This window comes from Cellvibrio japonicus Ueda107 (assembly GCF_000019225.1).
In the GTDB taxonomy this organism is placed as follows: domain Bacteria; phylum Pseudomonadota; class Gammaproteobacteria; order Pseudomonadales; family Cellvibrionaceae; genus Cellvibrio; species Cellvibrio japonicus.
Genome location: NC_010995.1, coordinates 4,215,196 through 4,231,925, shown reverse-complemented (window position 1 = coordinate 4,231,925; position 16,730 = coordinate 4,215,196). Strand labels below are relative to the sequence as shown.

Annotated in this window: 16 protein-coding genes; 6 read left to right on the top strand and 10 right to left on the bottom strand. The window is 54.0% G+C overall.

Annotated features, from left to right (window positions below):
• Positions 1-14: 14 nt before the first annotated feature.
• Positions 15-668, bottom strand: coding sequence for an exopolysaccharide biosynthesis protein (locus CJA_RS17065; RefSeq protein WP_012489115.1), 654 nt, complete (start codon positions 666-668; stop codon positions 15-17).
• A gap of 160 nt (positions 669-828) precedes the next feature.
• Between CJA_RS17065 and CJA_RS17060 the strand changes: the two genes are divergently transcribed.
• Positions 829-1,992 carry a GNAT family N-acetyltransferase gene (locus CJA_RS17060; RefSeq protein WP_012489114.1) on the top strand — a complete coding sequence of 388 codons (1,164 nt, stop codon included), beginning with the start codon at positions 829-831 and terminating at the stop codon, positions 1,990-1,992.
• 46 nt (positions 1,993-2,038) lie between these two features.
• On the opposite strand, the gene CJA_RS17055 is transcribed toward CJA_RS17060, so the two are convergent.
• The 6 genes from CJA_RS17055 to CJA_RS17030 form a co-directional block, all read right to left on the bottom strand.
• Entirely contained in the window at positions 2,039-3,529 is a 1,491-nt protein-coding gene (locus CJA_RS17055) for a methyl-accepting chemotaxis protein (RefSeq protein ID WP_012489113.1), read from the bottom strand.
• Between the two features lie 348 nt (positions 3,530-3,877).
• A complete protein-coding gene (glnG, locus tag CJA_RS17050; RefSeq protein ID WP_012489112.1) occupies positions 3,878-5,314 on the bottom strand; it encodes a nitrogen regulation protein NR(I) in 1,437 nt (478 codons plus the stop codon).
• Entirely contained in the window at positions 5,298-6,374 is a 1,077-nt protein-coding gene (gene glnL / locus CJA_RS17045; protein WP_012489111.1) for a nitrogen regulation protein NR(II), read from the bottom strand. Before glnL ends, glnG begins: the two co-directional genes overlap by 17 nt.
• A 150-nt stretch (positions 6,375-6,524) precedes the next feature.
• On the bottom strand, positions 6,525-7,082 hold the full coding sequence (locus tag CJA_RS17040; protein ID WP_012489110.1) for a DUF4124 domain-containing protein: 558 nt from the start codon (positions 7,080-7,082) through the stop codon (positions 6,525-6,527).
• 132 nt (positions 7,083-7,214) lie between these two features.
• Entirely contained in the window at positions 7,215-8,615 is a 1,401-nt protein-coding gene (gene glnA, locus CJA_RS17035; RefSeq protein ID WP_012489109.1) for a type I glutamate--ammonia ligase, read from the bottom strand.
• 199 nt (positions 8,616-8,814) lie between these two features.
• On the bottom strand, positions 8,815-9,123 hold the full coding sequence (locus CJA_RS17030) for a hypothetical protein (RefSeq protein WP_041551726.1): 309 nt from the start codon (positions 9,121-9,123) through the stop codon (positions 8,815-8,817).
• Between the two features lie 50 nt (positions 9,124-9,173).
• Here CJA_RS17030 and CJA_RS17025 point away from each other — a divergent pair, with 50 nt between their 5' ends.
• The 3 genes from CJA_RS17025 to CJA_RS17015 all read left to right on the top strand — a co-directional run bounded on the left by CJA_RS17025 (position 9,174) and on the right by CJA_RS17015 (position 12,724).
• Positions 9,174-10,385: a cation:proton antiporter gene (locus CJA_RS17025; protein WP_041551724.1), complete on the top strand. Its 1,212-nt coding sequence runs from the start codon at positions 9,174-9,176 to the stop codon at positions 10,383-10,385.
• 352 nt (positions 10,386-10,737) lie between these two features.
• Entirely contained in the window at positions 10,738-12,213 is a 1,476-nt protein-coding gene (gene thiI, locus CJA_RS17020; RefSeq protein ID WP_012489106.1) for a tRNA uracil 4-sulfurtransferase ThiI, read from the top strand.
• Positions 12,214-12,304: 91 nt separating this feature from the next.
• Positions 12,305-12,724, top strand: coding sequence for a Dabb family protein (locus CJA_RS17015; protein ID WP_012489105.1), 420 nt, complete (start codon positions 12,305-12,307; stop codon positions 12,722-12,724).
• Positions 12,725-12,795: 71 nt separating this feature from the next.
• On the opposite strand, the gene CJA_RS17010 is transcribed toward CJA_RS17015, so the two are convergent.
• Positions 12,796-13,566 carry an exodeoxyribonuclease III gene (locus CJA_RS17010; RefSeq protein WP_012489104.1) on the bottom strand — a complete coding sequence of 257 codons (771 nt, stop codon included), beginning with the start codon at positions 13,564-13,566 and terminating at the stop codon, positions 12,796-12,798.
• Between the two features lie 210 nt (positions 13,567-13,776).
• Between CJA_RS17010 and pyrE the strand changes: the two genes are divergently transcribed.
• Together pyrE and CJA_RS17000 are read left to right on the top strand one after the other, a co-directional pair.
• Positions 13,777-14,424 (top strand): orotate phosphoribosyltransferase, encoded by a 648-nt coding sequence (gene pyrE, locus CJA_RS17005; RefSeq protein ID WP_012489103.1) that lies wholly within the window; start codon positions 13,777-13,779, stop codon positions 14,422-14,424.
• Between the two features lie 22 nt (positions 14,425-14,446).
• Entirely contained in the window at positions 14,447-15,094 is a 648-nt protein-coding gene (locus tag CJA_RS17000) for a hypothetical protein (protein ID WP_148208920.1), read from the top strand.
• A 44-nt stretch (positions 15,095-15,138) separates the two neighbouring features.
• Here CJA_RS17000 and slmA read toward each other — a convergent pair whose 3' ends face one another.
• Both slmA and argB read right to left on the bottom strand, forming a co-directional pair.
• The gene (slmA, locus tag CJA_RS16995) at positions 15,139-15,753 is read right to left on the bottom strand and encodes a nucleoid occlusion factor SlmA (RefSeq protein WP_012489101.1); all 615 of its coding nucleotides are present in this window, start codon (positions 15,751-15,753) and stop codon (positions 15,139-15,141) included.
• Positions 15,754-15,802: 49 nt separating this feature from the next.
• Positions 15,803-16,708: an acetylglutamate kinase gene (gene argB / locus CJA_RS16990; RefSeq protein ID WP_012489100.1), complete on the bottom strand. Its 906-nt coding sequence runs from the start codon at positions 16,706-16,708 to the stop codon at positions 15,803-15,805.
• Between the last annotated feature and the right edge of the window lie 22 nt (positions 16,709-16,730).

The window sequence follows — 16,730 nt, the reverse complement described above, 5'->3', positions numbered from 1 at the left end:
GATTCCTCTTGTTATCAAAATAGTCGTTCGACGACGGTAAATAGGGTTTGCATGATGACCCAGGCCAGTCCGCCCAGGAGTGCCCAACTGGCGACTCCGAGTGCAATCCCTCCGAGGACACAAACACCGTCGTTCTCGATAAGCCCAAGGGCGATAAACAGGATGCTGAGTGCCGGCAGGAGGTTGCCAAAGGGAATGGGCAGGGCCAGCAGGAATGCCTGGAGTGCGCACAGGGCGCCTAAAACCCGCTCGGCATTGCCTTGGGTCAACAGTGGGATACGTGGCTTCATCAGCTTTTCGATGCGCTTTAGCCAGGGAGCTACCTTGTTCACCAGGGACTGGAAGTCGGCCGTCGACATGGAGCTGTCGGCAATCCAGCGCGGCAAATAGACACGATCATGTTTAAGGGCCATCTGCACTGCAACAAACAGCATAGGCAAACCGGTAATGGCGGATACACCGGGGATACCGATGATGGGAAGGGAATTGGGTAGGGCAAAAATCAGCAGGATAAAACCGAAAGAGCGTGGCCCCAGTGATTCGGTGATATCGCGTACACGTACCCGCTCGGCGCTGAAACTGGAGGCGAAATCCTGCAAGAGGGTGGATAGGCTGGGAGTTGTGTGACGCTGGGGTATGTGTTCAGGGTCAGGTTCAGAAGCTGTCATTCAATGACCAGAAGTAACCAAGGTGGCGGGATTCTACTGTAGATGGATTGACAATGACTAGCGCGTTCGAAAATCTGTTGCCTAACTTTACACAGACTTATCGCCCCTGTTTTTGTCTGGTCCCCCGCGATTTGGCCAGGGGAATATTCCGAGGACACCAATGCCCCATCGTTTTATCTCGTCGATCAACCAGGTATCTGCCATGCAGTGGGATAACCTCTGCCCTGCCTCCTATCCGTTTATTCGGCACCGCTTCCTGGCGGCACTGGAGCTGAGTGGCAGTTGCAGCGCGAAAAATGGTTGGCAGCCGCACCATTTGCTAATGGAAGAGGATGGCAAACTTGTTGCGGCCCTGCCCGGATACATCAAGAGCCACTCTTACGGTGAATATGTCTTCGACTGGGCCTGGGCCGATGCCTATCACCGCTATGGCCATGAGTACTACCCCAAACTGATTTCTGCCATTCCTTTTACGCCCTGTTATGGTGCGCGCTTATTGGTGGCACCGGGACAATCTGCGGAGCAACTTTACCTCCGGATGTTTGCCTGTATCCAACAGGAGGTGGAGCGCTTGGGCCTATCTGGTTGGCACTGCCTGTTTCCGGCGGATTCCGAGTCCCGGCGCTGGGAGGATGCTGGCACGATGATGCGCCTGGGGTGCCAGTTCCATTGGTTTAACCGGGACTACCAGGGGTTTGAGGATTTCCTGGCGCAACTCAGCTCGCGCAAACGCAAGACCCTGCGCAAGGAGCGGCAGCAGGTTGCTGCACAGGGATTGCGTTTTGAGTGGTTGACCGGCAGCCAACTAACCCCGGAGATATGTGCCCATTTTTACCAGTTGTACCGTAACACCTACCGCAAGCGCAGCGGCCATGATGGCTATCTGAGCGCGGATTTTTTTGCGCGCCTGGGGCCTGACCTGGCCGACATGACCCTGTTAATCCGCGTCCTCAATTCCGATGGAGATGCCATAGCTGCAGCGCTGTTCTTCTATGACGAATGCACCCTCTATGGGCGTTATTGGGGTTGCCTTGAGGAGTACCAGTTCCTGCATTTTGAAACCTGTTATTACCAGGGAATAGAATTTGCAATTGCCCACGGGTTGCAGCGTTTCGATGGCGGTGCCCAGGGGGAGCACAAATTGGCGAGAGGGTTTGAACCCCTGTTGACCTACTCCAACCATTGGTTGTGCGATGCGGATTTTACGGCGGCAGTCAGTCGTTTTGTGGCTGGAGAAGCACAACAGGTACGCGCTTATCGCGAGGAGGCAATAGGCTATTTGCCGTATCGTGAGGGGGTCGGATTGTCCAGGGACGCAACCTGAAAACCATAAACCCGCCAGCTGGCGGGTTTATTTATGGTTAAGGCAATCACACTTTGAAGTTGTCGATCTGCTGTTTCAGCTCGCCGGTTTCCTGGATCAACTGGCTGCCGCTCTGGTTCACTACCTGGGCGTTCTCAGCCACTTTTTCAGACAGGGCATGGATTGCCGTGATGTTTTTGCTCACCTCGTTGGCCACGGAACTCTGCTGGTGTGAGGCGGTGGCAATCTGGTGGTTCATATCGTTGATGGTGCCGATATTGTTGCGAATCTTATCCAGTGCCTGACCCACTTTAGAGGCGATATCGATGGTTTCACGGGCAGAGGCCGTGCTGGTGCTCATGGCTTGGTGGGCTTCGTCCGCCGCGCGCTGCAACTGCACAATAATCGATTCGATTTCCTCGGTAGACGAGCGGGTCTTCTGGGCCAGTGAGCGCACTTCGTCCGCCACTACCGCGAAACCGCGGCCCTGTTCACCCGCGCGGGCTGCCTCAATCGCCGCGTTAAGGGCGAGCAGGTTGGTTTGTTCGGCGATAGTCCGAATCACCTCCATCACTGAGCCGATGTTGACGGAGTTGTTTTTCAGCACCTGGATTTTTTGTGCGGTGGATTCAATCTGGCCGGTCAGGCGATTCACGTTATCCAGGGATTGGCTGACGATGGTGTTGCCCTCTTCTGCCAGGATACTGGTGGCATTGGTGCGCTCGGCGGTTTCCCCGGCATGGCGGGCAATTTCAGTGGCAGAGGCAGACAGCTCTTCCACGGCAGTGGCAACCAATTCAATTTCACGCAATTGTTGGGAGGTGGAGCTGACGGTGCTTTCGGTGGCTCGACCCATGGTATTGACGTTACTGCGCACCTTCTCGTTCACCTGGATCACATTGCGAATAATGTCGGCGATATGTTCCATCACGCGGTTGAAGTTATGGGCCAGCTCGGCAATTTCGTTTTTACTGTCGGTGGGCAGGCGGCGGGTCAGGTCGCCACCACCGTCCGCAATGGCAGACAGAGAGCGGGTCACTTCGGCGACTGGTGCCAGTACAAGGCTGCGCATCAACACATAAACAGTAATCAGGCTGGCGGCGAGCAGGGCGATAACGGTGAGGATAGTGGCCTCTACCTGGTCAGCCAGGGTTTGGCGCATTTCATCGGTGGAGAAGCTGATGTCGTAACTGCCTATTGTGCTGCCGTTGTACACGATAGGGATGGCTTTGCGTTCTATTTGGCCGTTGCTGCGGTCATCGTCGCTGGCCTTGGCCAGGGATTGGCCGCGGTGGTCGGACACACTGACCGAGGTCACCAGCGCCGTATTGACGAGGGACTTGGCGATAGCCTCAATTTGCTGGAAATCGTAGGCAAATACGGCCTCCAGCAGTGAGCTGTTGGTCAGCTCCACCATGGCGTTGGTTTCGGTCTCAAGCGCCTTTTCCAGACCGCTCTCAGCGACGCGGTAGTTGATGAAAGAGACAATCAGGGCGATTGCGACCATGGTGGTGGTAAGCACGACCATTAACTTGGTTAAAAGAGATTTTTGTACCATTGTTTCCCCCGAGCTTGCGGTAGAACTGTTATGTTTTGGCTTGTCGTTATCTATCGGCATTCTTTGCAACGTCTTGAGGCCTGGCGTACTTGTGTCCCATTGTATCGCTCGCATTCATGCCAATCTGTGCGCAAGATTGGTATGCCCACCGTGATTTGCTCACAGCGTAAGTCCGATCAGGGTGCGATTAGGTCTGTTGGTGGGCTCAAGAGTGACGCCTTGGCCTGAGTATAGTCACAGGTTCCCAAACTTGCTGTTGTCGCTACAAACAACATGCAAAAAAATACCCTGGCCCGTTTGTCGCGTTCCAGGGGGTTGAGGTGGGGTAAAGCAGTGTAGGCTGCGCTATCAGTTGTCGTCGTCGCCCTCGATATCCTGGCCTCCCGCCATGCCCAAATCCTTGAGTTTCCGGGTCAGGGTGTTGCGGCCCCAGCCGAGCAGGTTGGCGGCGTCGCGCTTGCGGCCTGCGGTGTATTTGAGCGCAGTTTCGATCAGGGCGCGCTCAAAGGTGGGTACCGCTTCGCTGAGCAATTGGTGCTGGCCGCGTGCCAGGGCCTGGTCGGCCCAGTGGCGCAGGGCCTTTTCCCAGTCGTCTGCCGGTGTGCTGGTTTCCTTGTGATCGAGTAATTCCGGCGGCAAATCCTCGATATGTACCTCGCGGCCGGATGCCATGACGGTAATCCAGCGGCAGGTGTTCTCCAGCTGACGCACATTACCAGGCCATTGCAGGGAGCAGAAAAACTCCTCGGTTTCCGGCAGCAGTACCTTGGTGTCCACATTCAACTCCGTTGCAGCCTTGTGCAGGAAGAAGCGCGCCAGTTTGGGGATATCCTCGCGGCGGTTGGCCAGTTTGGGAATGTGGATACGAATCACGTTCAGGCGGTGGAACAGGTCTTCGCGGAAACGATTTTCCGCTACCAGGTGTTCCAGGTTCTGGTGGGTGGCGGCGATGATACGCACATCCACTTTCACCGGGGTATGGCCACCGACGCGGTAAAACTCGCCATCGGCCAGGACGCGCAGCAAGCGGGTTTGGGTTTCCGCGGGCATATCGCCGATTTCGTCGAGGAACAAGGAGCCACCATTGGCCTGCTCAAAGCGCCCCTGGCGTTGCGCCGCCGCCCCGGTGAAGGCGCCCTTCTCATGGCCAAACAACTCTGACTCCATCAGGTCTTTGGGGATGGCCGCCATATTCAGGGCGATAAAGGGACCATTGCGGCGCGGGCTGTGGCGGTGCAGAGCACGTGCCACCAGCTCCTTTCCCGTACCTGATTGGCCGTTGATCAGTACCGTGATGTTGGATTGCGACAGGCGCCCGATAGCGCGAAAGACTTCCTGCATGGCCGGTGCTTCACCGATGATTTCGGTATTGGTTTCCGGGGTACTCTCCGGCGCTTGCTCCGACTTTTGCTCCTGGGCATGGGCCAGGGCGCGCTGGGTAACGGCTACCGCATCATCCACATCAAAGGGTTTGGGCAAATACTCGAAGGCGCCCCCCTGATAAGCGGCTACCGCACTGTCCAGGTCGGAGTGGGCCGTCATGATGATGATGGGAATATGGGGGTGGGTATTGTGAAGGTTACTGAGCAGGGTAAGGCCATCGGTACCTGGCATGCGGATATCACTGATGATGGCATCGGGTATGTCGCGGTTGAGCTGGCTCAGTGCGCTGTCACCCGAATCAAAGACCCGTGTTTCGATATTTGCACCCTGCAGGGCTTTTTCCAGTACCCAGCGGATGGACCGGTCATCGTCGATTATCCAGACTTTATTGGACTTCTGCATGGTGATTTTCCATTGGTAGATAAAGCGAGAAGCGGGTGTTGCCCGGCTCACTATGGCACTCAATCAGGCCGTGATGTTGGTGGATGAGGTGTTGCGAAATGGTGAGCCCCAGGCCAGTACCTTCGGCGCGGCCGGTGATCATGGGGTAGAAAATATTTTCGATGATATCGGTGGGGATACCCGGTCCGTTGTCGATGACATCGATGCGGCACACCAGTGAATGGTGGCGGCGACCAATGGTGTATTGGCGCTGGATACGGCTGCGCAGCTGGATAACCCCGTTTTTGACATTGGCTTCCAACAGGGCCTGCATAGCGTTGCGGACAATATTGAGCAATGCCTGGATAAGCATCTCCTTATCGCCCAGCAGGTTGGGAATACTGGGATCGTAGTCGCGCACGATTTTGATCGCGTCGCTACTTTCGGCCTTAATGATATTGGCGACCCGCTCGATGGCCTCGTGCACATTGAGTGACTGCCATTGGGGAACCTGGTTGGGGCCGAGCATCCGGTCAACCAGGTTACGCAGGCGATCGGCTTCGTCGATGATGATGCTGGTGTATTCGGTCAGATTGGAATGGGGTAATTCCCGGGCCAGCAGTTGGGCGGCACCGCGGATTCCCCCCAGGGGATTCTTGATTTCGTGGGCCATGCCGCGGATCAGGTTGCGCGTTGTTTCGTGGGAGCTGGTGAGCATTTCCTCGCGGCTGATGCGCAGCAGGCGATCGATGGGTTGGATTTCCACAATCAATCCTTCGTGATCGCCATAGGGGGTGACGGTATAGTCTACGGTGATAGTGCCACCGCTTAACAGGCGCCATTCGGCATGGCGTTTGGTGTAATGGTTGGCCTGGGCGGCCGCCAGCTTCAACTGGCGATCCGTTTCATCGGATTCGTAAAAGAAGTAGGTAATGGGCTCGCCGGTATTGCTCTCGCAGCTCATGGCCAGCAAGGCCTCGGCAGCCGGGTTCATATGGCACAGCAAAAGGTCCCTGTCCACCAGGATAATGGCGGTACTCAGGCTATCGAGAATGGGCTTGTAAATATCCGGCGGGCTCAACGACTTTTGCTCTCCACAACGCCTCGACAATGGGCAATGGAGTTAATGCAAAAAGCAAACCAACTGAAAAACCAAAGAAAAAGGCCTGTTTTAGCGCAAAACCCCGTCCAAAATCTAGCACAGGGGTATCCGGTGTGCACTATTTTGGTGCTACTTGCTGGGCTTGGGCGTTGGTGATGCAGGTTTTTTAATAATTGGTCGAATTAGGTTCACGGTAACCGGCTCCGATGTGCCCAATGATTGACCATCTGCGTCTATGGCCTCCACGCTGATCACGTGGGTGCCGCGCATAACGTCCTTGATCAGGATGTTGGTCATACGGGTTTCTTCGATAAGCTCCCCATCCATGAAATACACCAGCAGGTGATCTGCCTGCAGCTCGCGGTTAAGGTTGATGGCAATGGCCAGGTCGCGTTGGCCGACGGGAATAGTAACTTCATGGCGAGGGCTGATGATATGTATCTCATAGCCTTCGTCTTCAACGACGGCGGGTGCCTGGTTTGTCTGGTATTGCGGAATGGCATCCGGACTGGGGACTGTGTTGAGTTCGCGCAGTTTGATGCGCTCGGCGTTGTCGGTTTTGGGGCTGTCGGAATAGATGACCCGGCCATCTTTATCGACGGTTTTATAAACCTCTGCCATGGTCCAGGGAGCCAGCAGGCAAGCCAGCAGCATTGAAAGCCAGAATGTGGATAGATGCGAGTTCATAGCCGATTCCTCCGGGGATTACACTGAGATTAATCGCTCTCGCCGCAAACAAAAAGCCCGCTCCCTGTCGGGGGCGGGCTTTTTGCCATCTTGCAGGGAGATTTTGCCAATTGCTCGGCAAAATCTGTGACCTTACACGCTGTAATAGAGTTCGAATTCTACCGGGTGAGGAGTCATGTTTACACGTTGGATGTCAGCTTTCTTCAGGTCGATGTACGCATCGATGAAGTCTTTGCTGAATACGCCGCCTTTCAGCAGGAACTCGTGGTCAGCTTCCAGGGCACTCAAAGCTTCTTCCAAAGAGGCACATACTTGTGGAATCTGGGCTTCTTCTTCCGGCTCCAGGTCGTACAGGTCTTTGGTCGCTGGCTCGCCCGGGTGGATCTTGTTCTGTACGCCGTCGATACCTGCCATCAACAGTGCAGCGAAGCACAGGTATGGGTTGGCAGTCGGGTCGGGGAAGCGGGTTTCAATACGCTTGGCTTTCTCGCCCACAGTGTAAGGAATACGGATAGACGCAGAGCGGTTACGGGCAGAGTAAGCCAGCATAACTGGCGCTTCGAAGCCTGGAACCAGACGCTTGTAAGAGTTGGTAGAAGCGTTACAGAAAGCGTTCAGTGCCTTGGCGTGCTTGATGATACCGCCAACGTAGTACAGGGCAGTTTCGCTCAGGCCGGCGTAAGCATCGCCTGCGAATTGGTTTTTGCCATTCTTGGAGAAAGACTGGTGAACGTGCATACCTGAACCGTTATCACCGATCAGTGGCTTCGGCATGAAAGTAGCGGTTTTGCCGTACTGGTGAGCTACGTTGTGCACGCAGTACTTGAGGATTTGTACTTCGTCCGCTTTCTTAACCAGGGTGTTGGCGCCTACACCGATTTCACACTGGCCGGCGTTAGCAACTTCGTGGTGGTGGATTTCGATGGTCAGGCCCATGGCTTCCATCGCGTTACACATAGCGCCACGGATGTCGTGCAGGGAATCGATAGGTGCAACGGGGAAGTAGCCGCCTTTTACGCGTGGCGCGTGGCCGTGCTTGCCTTCGCTGTCTTCGCCTGACTGCCAGGAAGCTTCTTCAGACTTGATTTTGTAGAAAGAGCCGCCCATGCCGGATGCATAGTGAACACTGTCGAAGATGAAGAATTCTGGCTCTGGACCGAACAGGGCAACGTCGCCCAGACCGGTAGACTTCAGGTATTCTTCAGCGCGCAGGCCGATAGAGCGCGGGTCGCGATCGTAGCCTTGCATGGTTGATGGCTCAACGATGTTACAGCGAATGATAATAGTGGGTTCGTCGTAGAAAGGATCCAGTACCGCGGTAGAGTCGTCCGGCATCAGGATCATGTCTGAGTCGTTAATGCCTTTCCAGCCAGCGATAGAAGAGCCGTCGAACATCTTGCCTTCGGTGAAGAACTTGTCATCCACTACGTGAGATGGGAAGGTTACGTGTTGCTCTTTACCTTTGGTGTCAGTGAAACGCAGGTCGATCCAGCGAGCTTCGTGTTGCTTGATCAGGTCTAAAGTCTTAGACATTGAATGCCTCCAAGTTGTTATAGCCCGAAGGCTATAGATTGAGAAAGTTGTTATTGCGGGTAAGTAGACAGCCCGGAGGATCGCCTACCTGGAATTGTTGCCCACGTTCATCCAGACACGTTGCTCATTTCACGGAACGACTCATTTCGGTGAGCGACACGGGACTAGGGTGTCAGAAACGGGGCAAAATATATGCCATTTAAAGAAAATAGCAACAGCCGTTTAAAAATAAGGGTTTAAGCATAGATCGCCGGGTTTTAAAAAATGCAAAAGCACTGTATTGGTGCGTATTTTTTCTGAAATGATCAATATTGGTGCTTTTTGTGGCGTGGCTTTCCATGCCGGGAAGGCTGGCCGTGTCATGGCAAAATTCAATCTGTCCACCTGCCTGAAAAGAGGGCGAAAGCCCTGCGATCATGCCATAGCGATTGTTTATGAGGGATGGCTCGCCTGGGCTGCTAAAGAGGGTTAGCCTTGCGCGCTCGGCCACAGGTGCGGACTCAGGCATGCTGTGCCGTTTATAAAATAAACAATTCCCTAAAAAATCCAAGGCAAGTTATGCACGCAGTTACCATTACGGAAATCTTCCTGATCGCTATGCTGATCATCTTTACGGTTCCCTACCTGATTTGGCGTTTATTCAGGACCGATTATTGGGCTCCCCTGGTCGTGGTACAGATCATCACCGGTATTCTCCTGGGGCCCGGTGTTTTGGGGGCGGCTTTTCCCGACTATTACCAGTTTGTATTTAATCCCCAGGTGATCCAGGCGCTTAACGGTATCGCCTGGTGGGCAGTGATGATTTTTGTCTGGATCGCCGGTATTGAGCTGGATTTGAAAAAGGCCTGGGAATACAAGCGCGAGAGCGGTATTACCGCCGGCCTGGCACTGGGTACCCCCCTGTTGTTTGGCTGTGTGGCAGCCGCCATTTTGCTCAGTATCAGCGATGGCTGGATGGGCCCCAATGGAATGACCTGGCAGTTTATTGTTGGTGTGGGGATGGCCTGTGCGGTAACTGCTTTGCCGATTCTGATCCTGCTGATGGAAAAGATGGAGATACTGCGCCAACCCATAGGGCAGCGGATTCTGCGCTATGCCAGCCTGGATGATATTGCGATTTGGGGCGTCCTGGCGTTGATCCTGCTTGATTGGGAGCGCATTGGACGCCAGGGGATTTTTCTGCTGAGTTTTGTGGTGGCCAGCTATTTGTTCCGCAAGCTGATGCTGGCATTACAGGAGCGTGATCGTTGGTACATTGGTTTTATCTGGTTGGCGCTTTGCGGCCTGTTGGCAGACTGGGCCGGGTTACATTTTATGGTAGGGGCCTTCCTGGCAGGTGCCGTTATGGATGCAGAATGGTTCAATCAGGAAGACATGGACAAGCTGCGCCATTTCGTATTGCTGATCATTATGCCCGTATTCTTCCTCAGCACAGGCTTGCGCACTAACTGGGAAGTGGGAGGCATCGCCGTATTTGCGGCGGCGGCGGTGTTGCTGTTGGCGCAAGCCGCTGGAAAATTGGCCGGAGTACACCTTGCGGGTCGGGTTCTCAAATGGGAAAAGGGTGAAGCCTCCATCATAGGGTGGCTGCTGCAAACCAAGGCTCTGATCATGATTATTTTTGCTAACGTATTGCTGGACAAACAAATTATCACCAGCGAAACCTTTACCGCCCTGCTGATTATGGCGGTTGTTAGCACCATGATGACGGTGCCGATAGTTACTCCCAAACTCAAACAGCTGGCAGCTGTTGTCCATCGCTCCAAATAAACAACAATCCCGGCATATGATGCCGGGATTGTTGTCAGCAATCACCGCCTTAAGCGCGAATAGATTGGCTTGTTCGGCAAGAGCACAAAGCACGTCCAGAACCTTACTGATCCATCCTCGGCAGGGCTCATTTGGGTAACGCTAGCAGCTGTCTGCCGGGGCTCATCGTTTTGGTGTTAGGCTGTGCTGTGCCATTTGGCCTGGAATCTACAAAATAATGTGCAGGGACGAGACTGAATTGGGGCGCAGATTTCCGGGTTTTTAGGGGACAAAGCCCCTTGGATGGAAGGCTTGCTTTATAATCGCCCGCTTTTGGTTTACTCGTTTCGCGCTATCCTGCCAGGTGTGTTCCATGCATTTTATTGTCAAAGTTTTTCCCGAAATCATCATTAAAAGCCCGCCAGTCAGAAAAAGGTTCATCAAGCAACTGCGCGATAACTTGCGCGTGCTCTTGAATAATCTCGGTGTCAGTATCGATGTGCAACGCGATTGGGAAAAAATTGAAATCCGCTGTCCGGAAGCCGATGAATTGATCACGGCGCAGGTTTCCGAGGTACTTGCCCATACCCCCGGTATTGCCAATTTTGCCCTGATCCAGGATTACCCCCTGGCAGATCTGGAATCCATTTTTCGTCACACCCTGCGCCATTGGGGAGATGCCCTGGCAGGCAAGCGCTTTTGTGTGCGGGTGAAGCGCGCCGGTAAACACGAATTTACGTCTGTGCAGGTCGAGCAATATGTGGGGGGTGGTTTGCTGGAGCATACCCGGGCTGCCGGTGTGGACCTGCATCACCCCGAGGTTACTGTGCCCCTGGAGATTAAGGGAGAGCGCCTGTGGGTCATTACCCGCAAAACCCAGGGCTTGGGCGGTTTCCCCCTGGGGGCACAGGACCCGGTACTGTCGCTGATCTCCGGTGGTTTCGACTCTACAGTGTCTACTTATTTATGCATTAAACGCGGGTTGCGTGCGCACTATTGTTTTTTCAACCTCGGTGGACGTGCGCACGAAATCGGGGTGAAAGAGGTCGCTTACTATTTGTGGAATAAATATGGCGCTTCACACCGGGTGAAGTTTGTCACTGTTCCCTTTGAAGAGGTTGTCCGGGAAATCCTGGAAAAAGTTGACAATGCCTATATGGGCGTGACACTCAAGCGCATGATGTTGCGCGCAGCGGAGAAAGTGGCTGAGTCACTCGAAATTCCTGCCCTGGTTACCGGCGAGAGTGTCGCCCAGGTATCGAGCCAGACGCTGATTAACCTGAATGCCATTGATCGCGCGATTGATATGCTGGTACTGCGCCCGCTGGCGACCATGGACAAGGGCGATATCATCGATATTTCGCGCAAAATCGGTACGGAGAGTTTTGCCGCCAGCATGCCGGAGTATTGTGGTGTGATTTCGGTTAATCCCACTACCAAGGCGCGCATGCACAAGGTGGAGCGGGAAGAGGCCAAATTTGATATGGCGATATTGGAGCGCGCCATCGCCGAGCGTCGCGCGCAGAATATTGATGAAATTGTCGAAGAGCTGGATCAGGATCTGGCGGTGCCGGTTGTGGATGTTGTGCAACCGGGGCAGGCGCTGATCGATATCCGCCACCCGGATGAGGAAGAGGCGAATCCCCTGCGTGTGTCCGGAGTAGACATTCTTAAGATTCCGTTCTATCGCCTCAACAACCAGTTCGCGCAACTCGACACAGGAAAACAGTATTTCCTTTATTGCCAGAAAGGGGTCATGAGCCAGTTGCACGCTGCCAACCTCAAGGATGCAGGCCATACCAATGTCGGTGTTTATCGGCCCGAGCCCAGGAGCGCCTGTGCTATCTAGTGGGCGGGTAATCTTGCGTAAAGGAAATTGCCAGATAAGCACGGGTGGGTAAGGTAGGGGGCTGTCCCTTACTGATCACAAGGAGCTTTTCATGTCAGATTTCAATCGTCGCCAATTCCTGGCCACCAGTGCCCTTGCCGGGGCCAGCCTGGCGGTTTCATCGTCGCTGTCAGCGACACAGCCCCAGGCCCCAGTCATGCCCAAGTTATTGCACCATGTATTTTTCTGGTTGAAAAATCCTGAGTCTGCACAGGATCGCGCGCAATTAATTACCGGGATTAAAACCCTCGCCGCCATAGAGACGGTGCGCAGTTTCCATGTCGGCGTGCCTGCATCGACGGAAAAACGCGAGGTGGTGGATAACTCCTACCATGTCTCGGAATTGCTGGGGTTTGACGATGTGGCTGGCCAGGACGCCTATCAGGTTCACCCCATCCATCAAAAGTTTGTCGAGCAATATCAACACCTCTGGTCCAGGGTTGTGGTTTACGATGTGTTAGCTGTCGACTGATATCCGGATAGGAAATTAAAAAGCCCGCGATGGATATTCATCGCGGGCTTTTTTAATGCAGGTGTGTTTGATCAGAGTTCTATGTCGTAATCAATAATGACCGGCAAATGGCTGGAAAACTGCTGGGTTTTGTAGATGGTGGCGTATTCCACCTTGTGTCCCAGGCTGTTGGATACAACCTGGAAATCGGTGCGCCAGCCGTCGCCCTCGCCTTTGGCTCCACTCGGCCACCAGCTGTATTCGTCAGCGTCTTTGTTGACCTTGCGGAAGGCATCCACATAGCCGATCTGGTTAAACAGCTGGCTTAACCACTGGCGCTCGTGGGGCAGGAAACCGGAGTTGTGCTGGTTCTCTGTGCTGTTGCTGACATCTTTGGGGGTATGGGCCATCTGCCAGTTACCACAGAAGACGTACTCGCGGCGCTTGCGGGTGATTTTGTCCAGGTGAGCCTGGAAATCATCAAAGAACTTGATTTTGACTTCCTGGGATTCCAACTCCGAAGACGCACTGGGTGCGAGGAGTGAACCGATACTCAACTGCTCGAAATCCACCTGCAGGTAACGGCCTTCCATATCGACACCTGAAGCAAAACCCAAGCCGTAGATCAAGGCTTTGGGTTGCAGACGGGTATAGATAGCCACACCGTTATAGTGTTTGGTGCCTGAATCGAAGAAGTAGGCGTTGTAACCCTTGAGCTCAAACTCGGGTTTTTCCAGTTCGCGCTCCAGGGCGCGTAGATCCTGCAAACAGATAAAATCTGCATCCTGACTGGCGAGCCATGTGTACAGGCCGCGTTGCGCCGCCTGAAAAATACCATCGACGCTAAGACTGATAACTCTCATGTTAGCCCCTTGATTATGGACTGTGTATCATACCCGAGCTTTCTGTGATTGTGTTACCGTTACGGCTGGGTTTTTTGTGGTAGGCGTTACGAATTTTCACATCCTTACATTTGGTAGGGTCGATTTCTGCCAAATGGGCGCTTGGTACATAGCCAAACTGCCTAATTGTTATTCTCTGTTACAAACCTAGTTCATCCTCAGGAACTTTGCATGGAAAAGTACCAATCTGACTTCATTCAGCTGGCAATCAAGCACCAGGCGTTATGTTTTGGTGAATTCGTTCTCAAATCCGGGCGCACCAGCCCCTACTTTTTTAACGCGGGTCGTTTTCAAACCGGAAGTGCCCTGGCAGAACTGGGACGCCATTATGCGGCAGCCATCACCGCCGCCGGGGTGGATTTCGATGTAGTCTTCGGCCCGGCCTATAAAGGGATTCCCCTGGCAGCGGCAACCGCGATTGCATTGGCTGATGAATTCGGTCGCGATCTGCCCTATTGCTACAATCGCAAGGAAGCCAAGGACCACGGTGAAGGTGGCACCCTGGTTGGTGCACCACTTAAAGGGCGTATCCTGATTGTCGATGATGTCATTACCGCGGGTACTGCTGTACGTGAGGTCATGGGCATTATCCAGCAGGCAGGGGCACAACCTGCGGCAGTACTGATCGGTTTGAACCGCCAGGAAAAAGGACGGGGCGAGCTCTCCGCTATTCAGGAAGTGGAGCAGAATTTTGGTGTGCCCGTCATCAGTATTATCAACCTGAATCACATTATTCATTATTTGGAGCACCAACCTGGTCAAGCGGCGCTGGTGGACAGGATTAAAAGCTACCGCGCGACCTATGGTGTAGAACTGTAGATAGCGAGACGTTTTGCAACCTATGAAACCCTTTAACGTGATTGGCTTATGTGCCAGTGTTGTCCTGGCCGTTTTATTGTTATGCCCGCAGGTCATGGCACAGGCAAAAAAAGATACCGATTCGCGGCATATCTATCGCTACAAAAATGAACAGGGCATTGTGGTGATGGACAGCAAGCTGCCTCCACCGGAACTTGCGGCTAAGGGGTACGAGGTGATGTCCCGCAGCGGCAAGGTGATCAAGGTGGTTCCCCCTGTCCTGCAGGGCGAGGCGGCAGAGAAAGCCGGTCGCGAAAGAAAGGCAAAGGATGAACAGGCCAAGGCAGATCTGCAATTGCGTCGCAGTTATAGCAATGTGGCGGACATAGATGCAGCCAAGGAGCGCAACCTGCAAAGCCTGCGCGGTAATATTGGCATACTTGAAGCCAACCTCAGCGGTGTGCGCACCAGGTTGGCCCAGTCCCAGCAACAGGCCGCAGCGATAGAGCGCGGTGGTCGCGAGATTCCGGCAGACTTGCTGAAAACCATCCAGAATACCGAGCAGGAAGAGCGCGATATTCAGGCTCAGATTAAGCAGCGCGAGCAGGAGTTTAACCAGGTCTCAGCCAAATTCGATACAGACCGAACGCGTTTTATTGAAATTACGGAAGATGAAAAATCCCGGCATTAAGCCGGGATTTTTTTAGCCGTTACTATTTCTGTCCTGGTGACTTACTAACCTTCGGTAACCTCACCGGCGACCAATAATCCCTGGGCGATCAATTGCCATTGATCCTGCCAGCCTTCGGTGGGAGGGCGGCGGAAGCCCGAGCGCACAAACTCCACAATCTTGCCATCCGCCAGGGCAATCATCAGGTTGGCTGCCGCGGCGACGGGAAGTTGTGGGCGCAGTCCCTCGCGCAATTCGGCTTCGCGCAATATTTGTCGCAATTGGGTTTCCAGTCGCTCAAAAAATTGGGCGATGCGCAGGCGCAGGCGTTCGGTTTCGCCGGTCAGGGCATCCCCGGTCAGCAGGCGCGTCAGGCCCGGATTGCGCTCGGCAAATGTCAGCAACAATGCCAGCAGGGTTTCACAGCGTTTGAGTGCAGATTTTTCTTCCGCCAGGATTACGGTAATGCGCGTGAAAACAGTTTCCTCAATAAATTCAATCAGGCCTTCAAACATCTTGGATTTGCTGGGGAAATGGCGGTAGAGCGCCGCCTCGGAAACCCCCACCTCGCGCGCCAGGTTGGCGGTCGTGATGCGTTCGCCGGGGCTGGACTCAAGCATACGAGCCAGGCATTCAAGGATCTGCTGGCGACGTGGAATTTTGCCGGAACTGCTGGTCATAAGCGGTGCTCCACCGAAGGCGCTGTCCCTGGTGGGCAGCGTTTAGTGATCAGGCCTTGGGTTTATTCGTGATCAGGGTGCCCACACCGGCGTCGGTGAAGATCTCCAGCAGCACCGCGTGATCGACGCGGCCATCAATAATATGCGCACTGGTGACACCGCCTTTGACCGCATCCAGGGCACAGGCAATTTTGGGCAGCATGCCACCATAAATGGTGCCATCGGCAATCAGTGCATCGACTTGCTCAGTGGAAAGGCCGGTAAGCACATTGCCCTGCTTGTCTTGCAGGCCGGATACGTTGGTGAGCAGCATCAGTTTTTCCGCGCGCAGGAATTCAGCAATTTTACCTGCTACCAGGTCGGCGTTGATATTGTAGGAAGCGCCGTCTTCGCCGACCCCGATAGGGGCAATCACCGGAATAAAATCGCTGTTGATTAACATATCAATCACAGCGGTATTCACGCTTTGCACTTCACCGACATGGCCTATGTCGAGAATTTCCGGAGCCAGCATCTCGGGGGTTTTATGGGTAACGGTCAGCTTTTTGGCGCGGATCAGTTGGCCATCTTTGCCGGTGAGGCCTATGGCCTGGCCGCCATTGCGATTGATCAGGCTGACGATTTGTTTATTGACCGTGCCGCCCAGCACCATTTCAACCACATCCATGGTGGCGCTGTCGGTAACACGCATGCCGTTGATAAATTCGGATTTGATATTGAGTTTTTCCAGCAGGCTGCCAATTTGTGGTCCGCCGCCGTGAACCACTACCGGGTTCATACCGACCAGTTTCATTAATACGATATCGCGCGCAAAACTGTTTTGCAGCGCTTCGCCTTCCATCGCGTTGCCACCGAATTTGACAACGACGGTTTTACCCGTAAAGCGCTGGATGTAAGGCAGGGCTTCGGTAAGTACATTGGCGATATTCATTGCTGATTCACGGCTGAGAGACATGGTGAAATCCTATAGCGAGAGG

What these genes read in the sequence shown, in the direction of transcription:
- CJA_RS17065 (WP_012489115.1), bottom strand. Translation starts at nt 668, where the DNA reads ATGACAGCTTCTGAACCTGACCCTGAACACATACCCCAGCGTCACACA.
- CJA_RS17060 (WP_012489114.1), top strand. Translation starts at nt 829, where the DNA reads ATGCCCCATCGTTTTATCTCGTCGATCAACCAGGTATCTGCCATGCAG.
- CJA_RS17055 (WP_012489113.1), bottom strand. Translation starts at nt 3,529, where the DNA reads ATGGTACAAAAATCTCTTTTAACCAAGTTAATGGTCGTGCTTACCACC.
- glnG (WP_012489112.1), bottom strand. Translation starts at nt 5,314, where the DNA reads ATGCAGAAGTCCAATAAAGTCTGGATAATCGACGATGACCGGTCCATC.
- CJA_RS17040 (WP_012489110.1), bottom strand. Translation starts at nt 7,082, where the DNA reads ATGAACTCGCATCTATCCACATTCTGGCTTTCAATGCTGCTGGCTTGC.
- glnA (WP_012489109.1), bottom strand. Translation starts at nt 8,615, where the DNA reads ATGTCTAAGACTTTAGACCTGATCAAGCAACACGAAGCTCGCTGGATC.
- CJA_RS17030 (WP_041551726.1), bottom strand. Translation starts at nt 9,123, where the DNA reads ATGCCTGAGTCCGCACCTGTGGCCGAGCGCGCAAGGCTAACCCTCTTT.
- CJA_RS17025 (WP_041551724.1), top strand. Translation starts at nt 9,174, where the DNA reads ATGCACGCAGTTACCATTACGGAAATCTTCCTGATCGCTATGCTGATC.
- thiI (WP_012489106.1), top strand. Translation starts at nt 10,738, where the DNA reads ATGCATTTTATTGTCAAAGTTTTTCCCGAAATCATCATTAAAAGCCCG.
- CJA_RS17015 (WP_012489105.1), top strand. Translation starts at nt 12,305, where the DNA reads ATGTCAGATTTCAATCGTCGCCAATTCCTGGCCACCAGTGCCCTTGCC.
- CJA_RS17010 (WP_012489104.1), bottom strand. Translation starts at nt 13,566, where the DNA reads ATGAGAGTTATCAGTCTTAGCGTCGATGGTATTTTTCAGGCGGCGCAA.
- pyrE (WP_012489103.1), top strand. Translation starts at nt 13,777, where the DNA reads ATGGAAAAGTACCAATCTGACTTCATTCAGCTGGCAATCAAGCACCAG.
- CJA_RS17000 (WP_148208920.1), top strand. Translation starts at nt 14,447, where the DNA reads ATGAAACCCTTTAACGTGATTGGCTTATGTGCCAGTGTTGTCCTGGCC.
- slmA (WP_012489101.1), bottom strand. Translation starts at nt 15,753, where the DNA reads ATGACCAGCAGTTCCGGCAAAATTCCACGTCGCCAGCAGATCCTTGAA.
- argB (WP_012489100.1), bottom strand. Translation starts at nt 16,708, where the DNA reads ATGTCTCTCAGCCGTGAATCAGCAATGAATATCGCCAATGTACTTACC.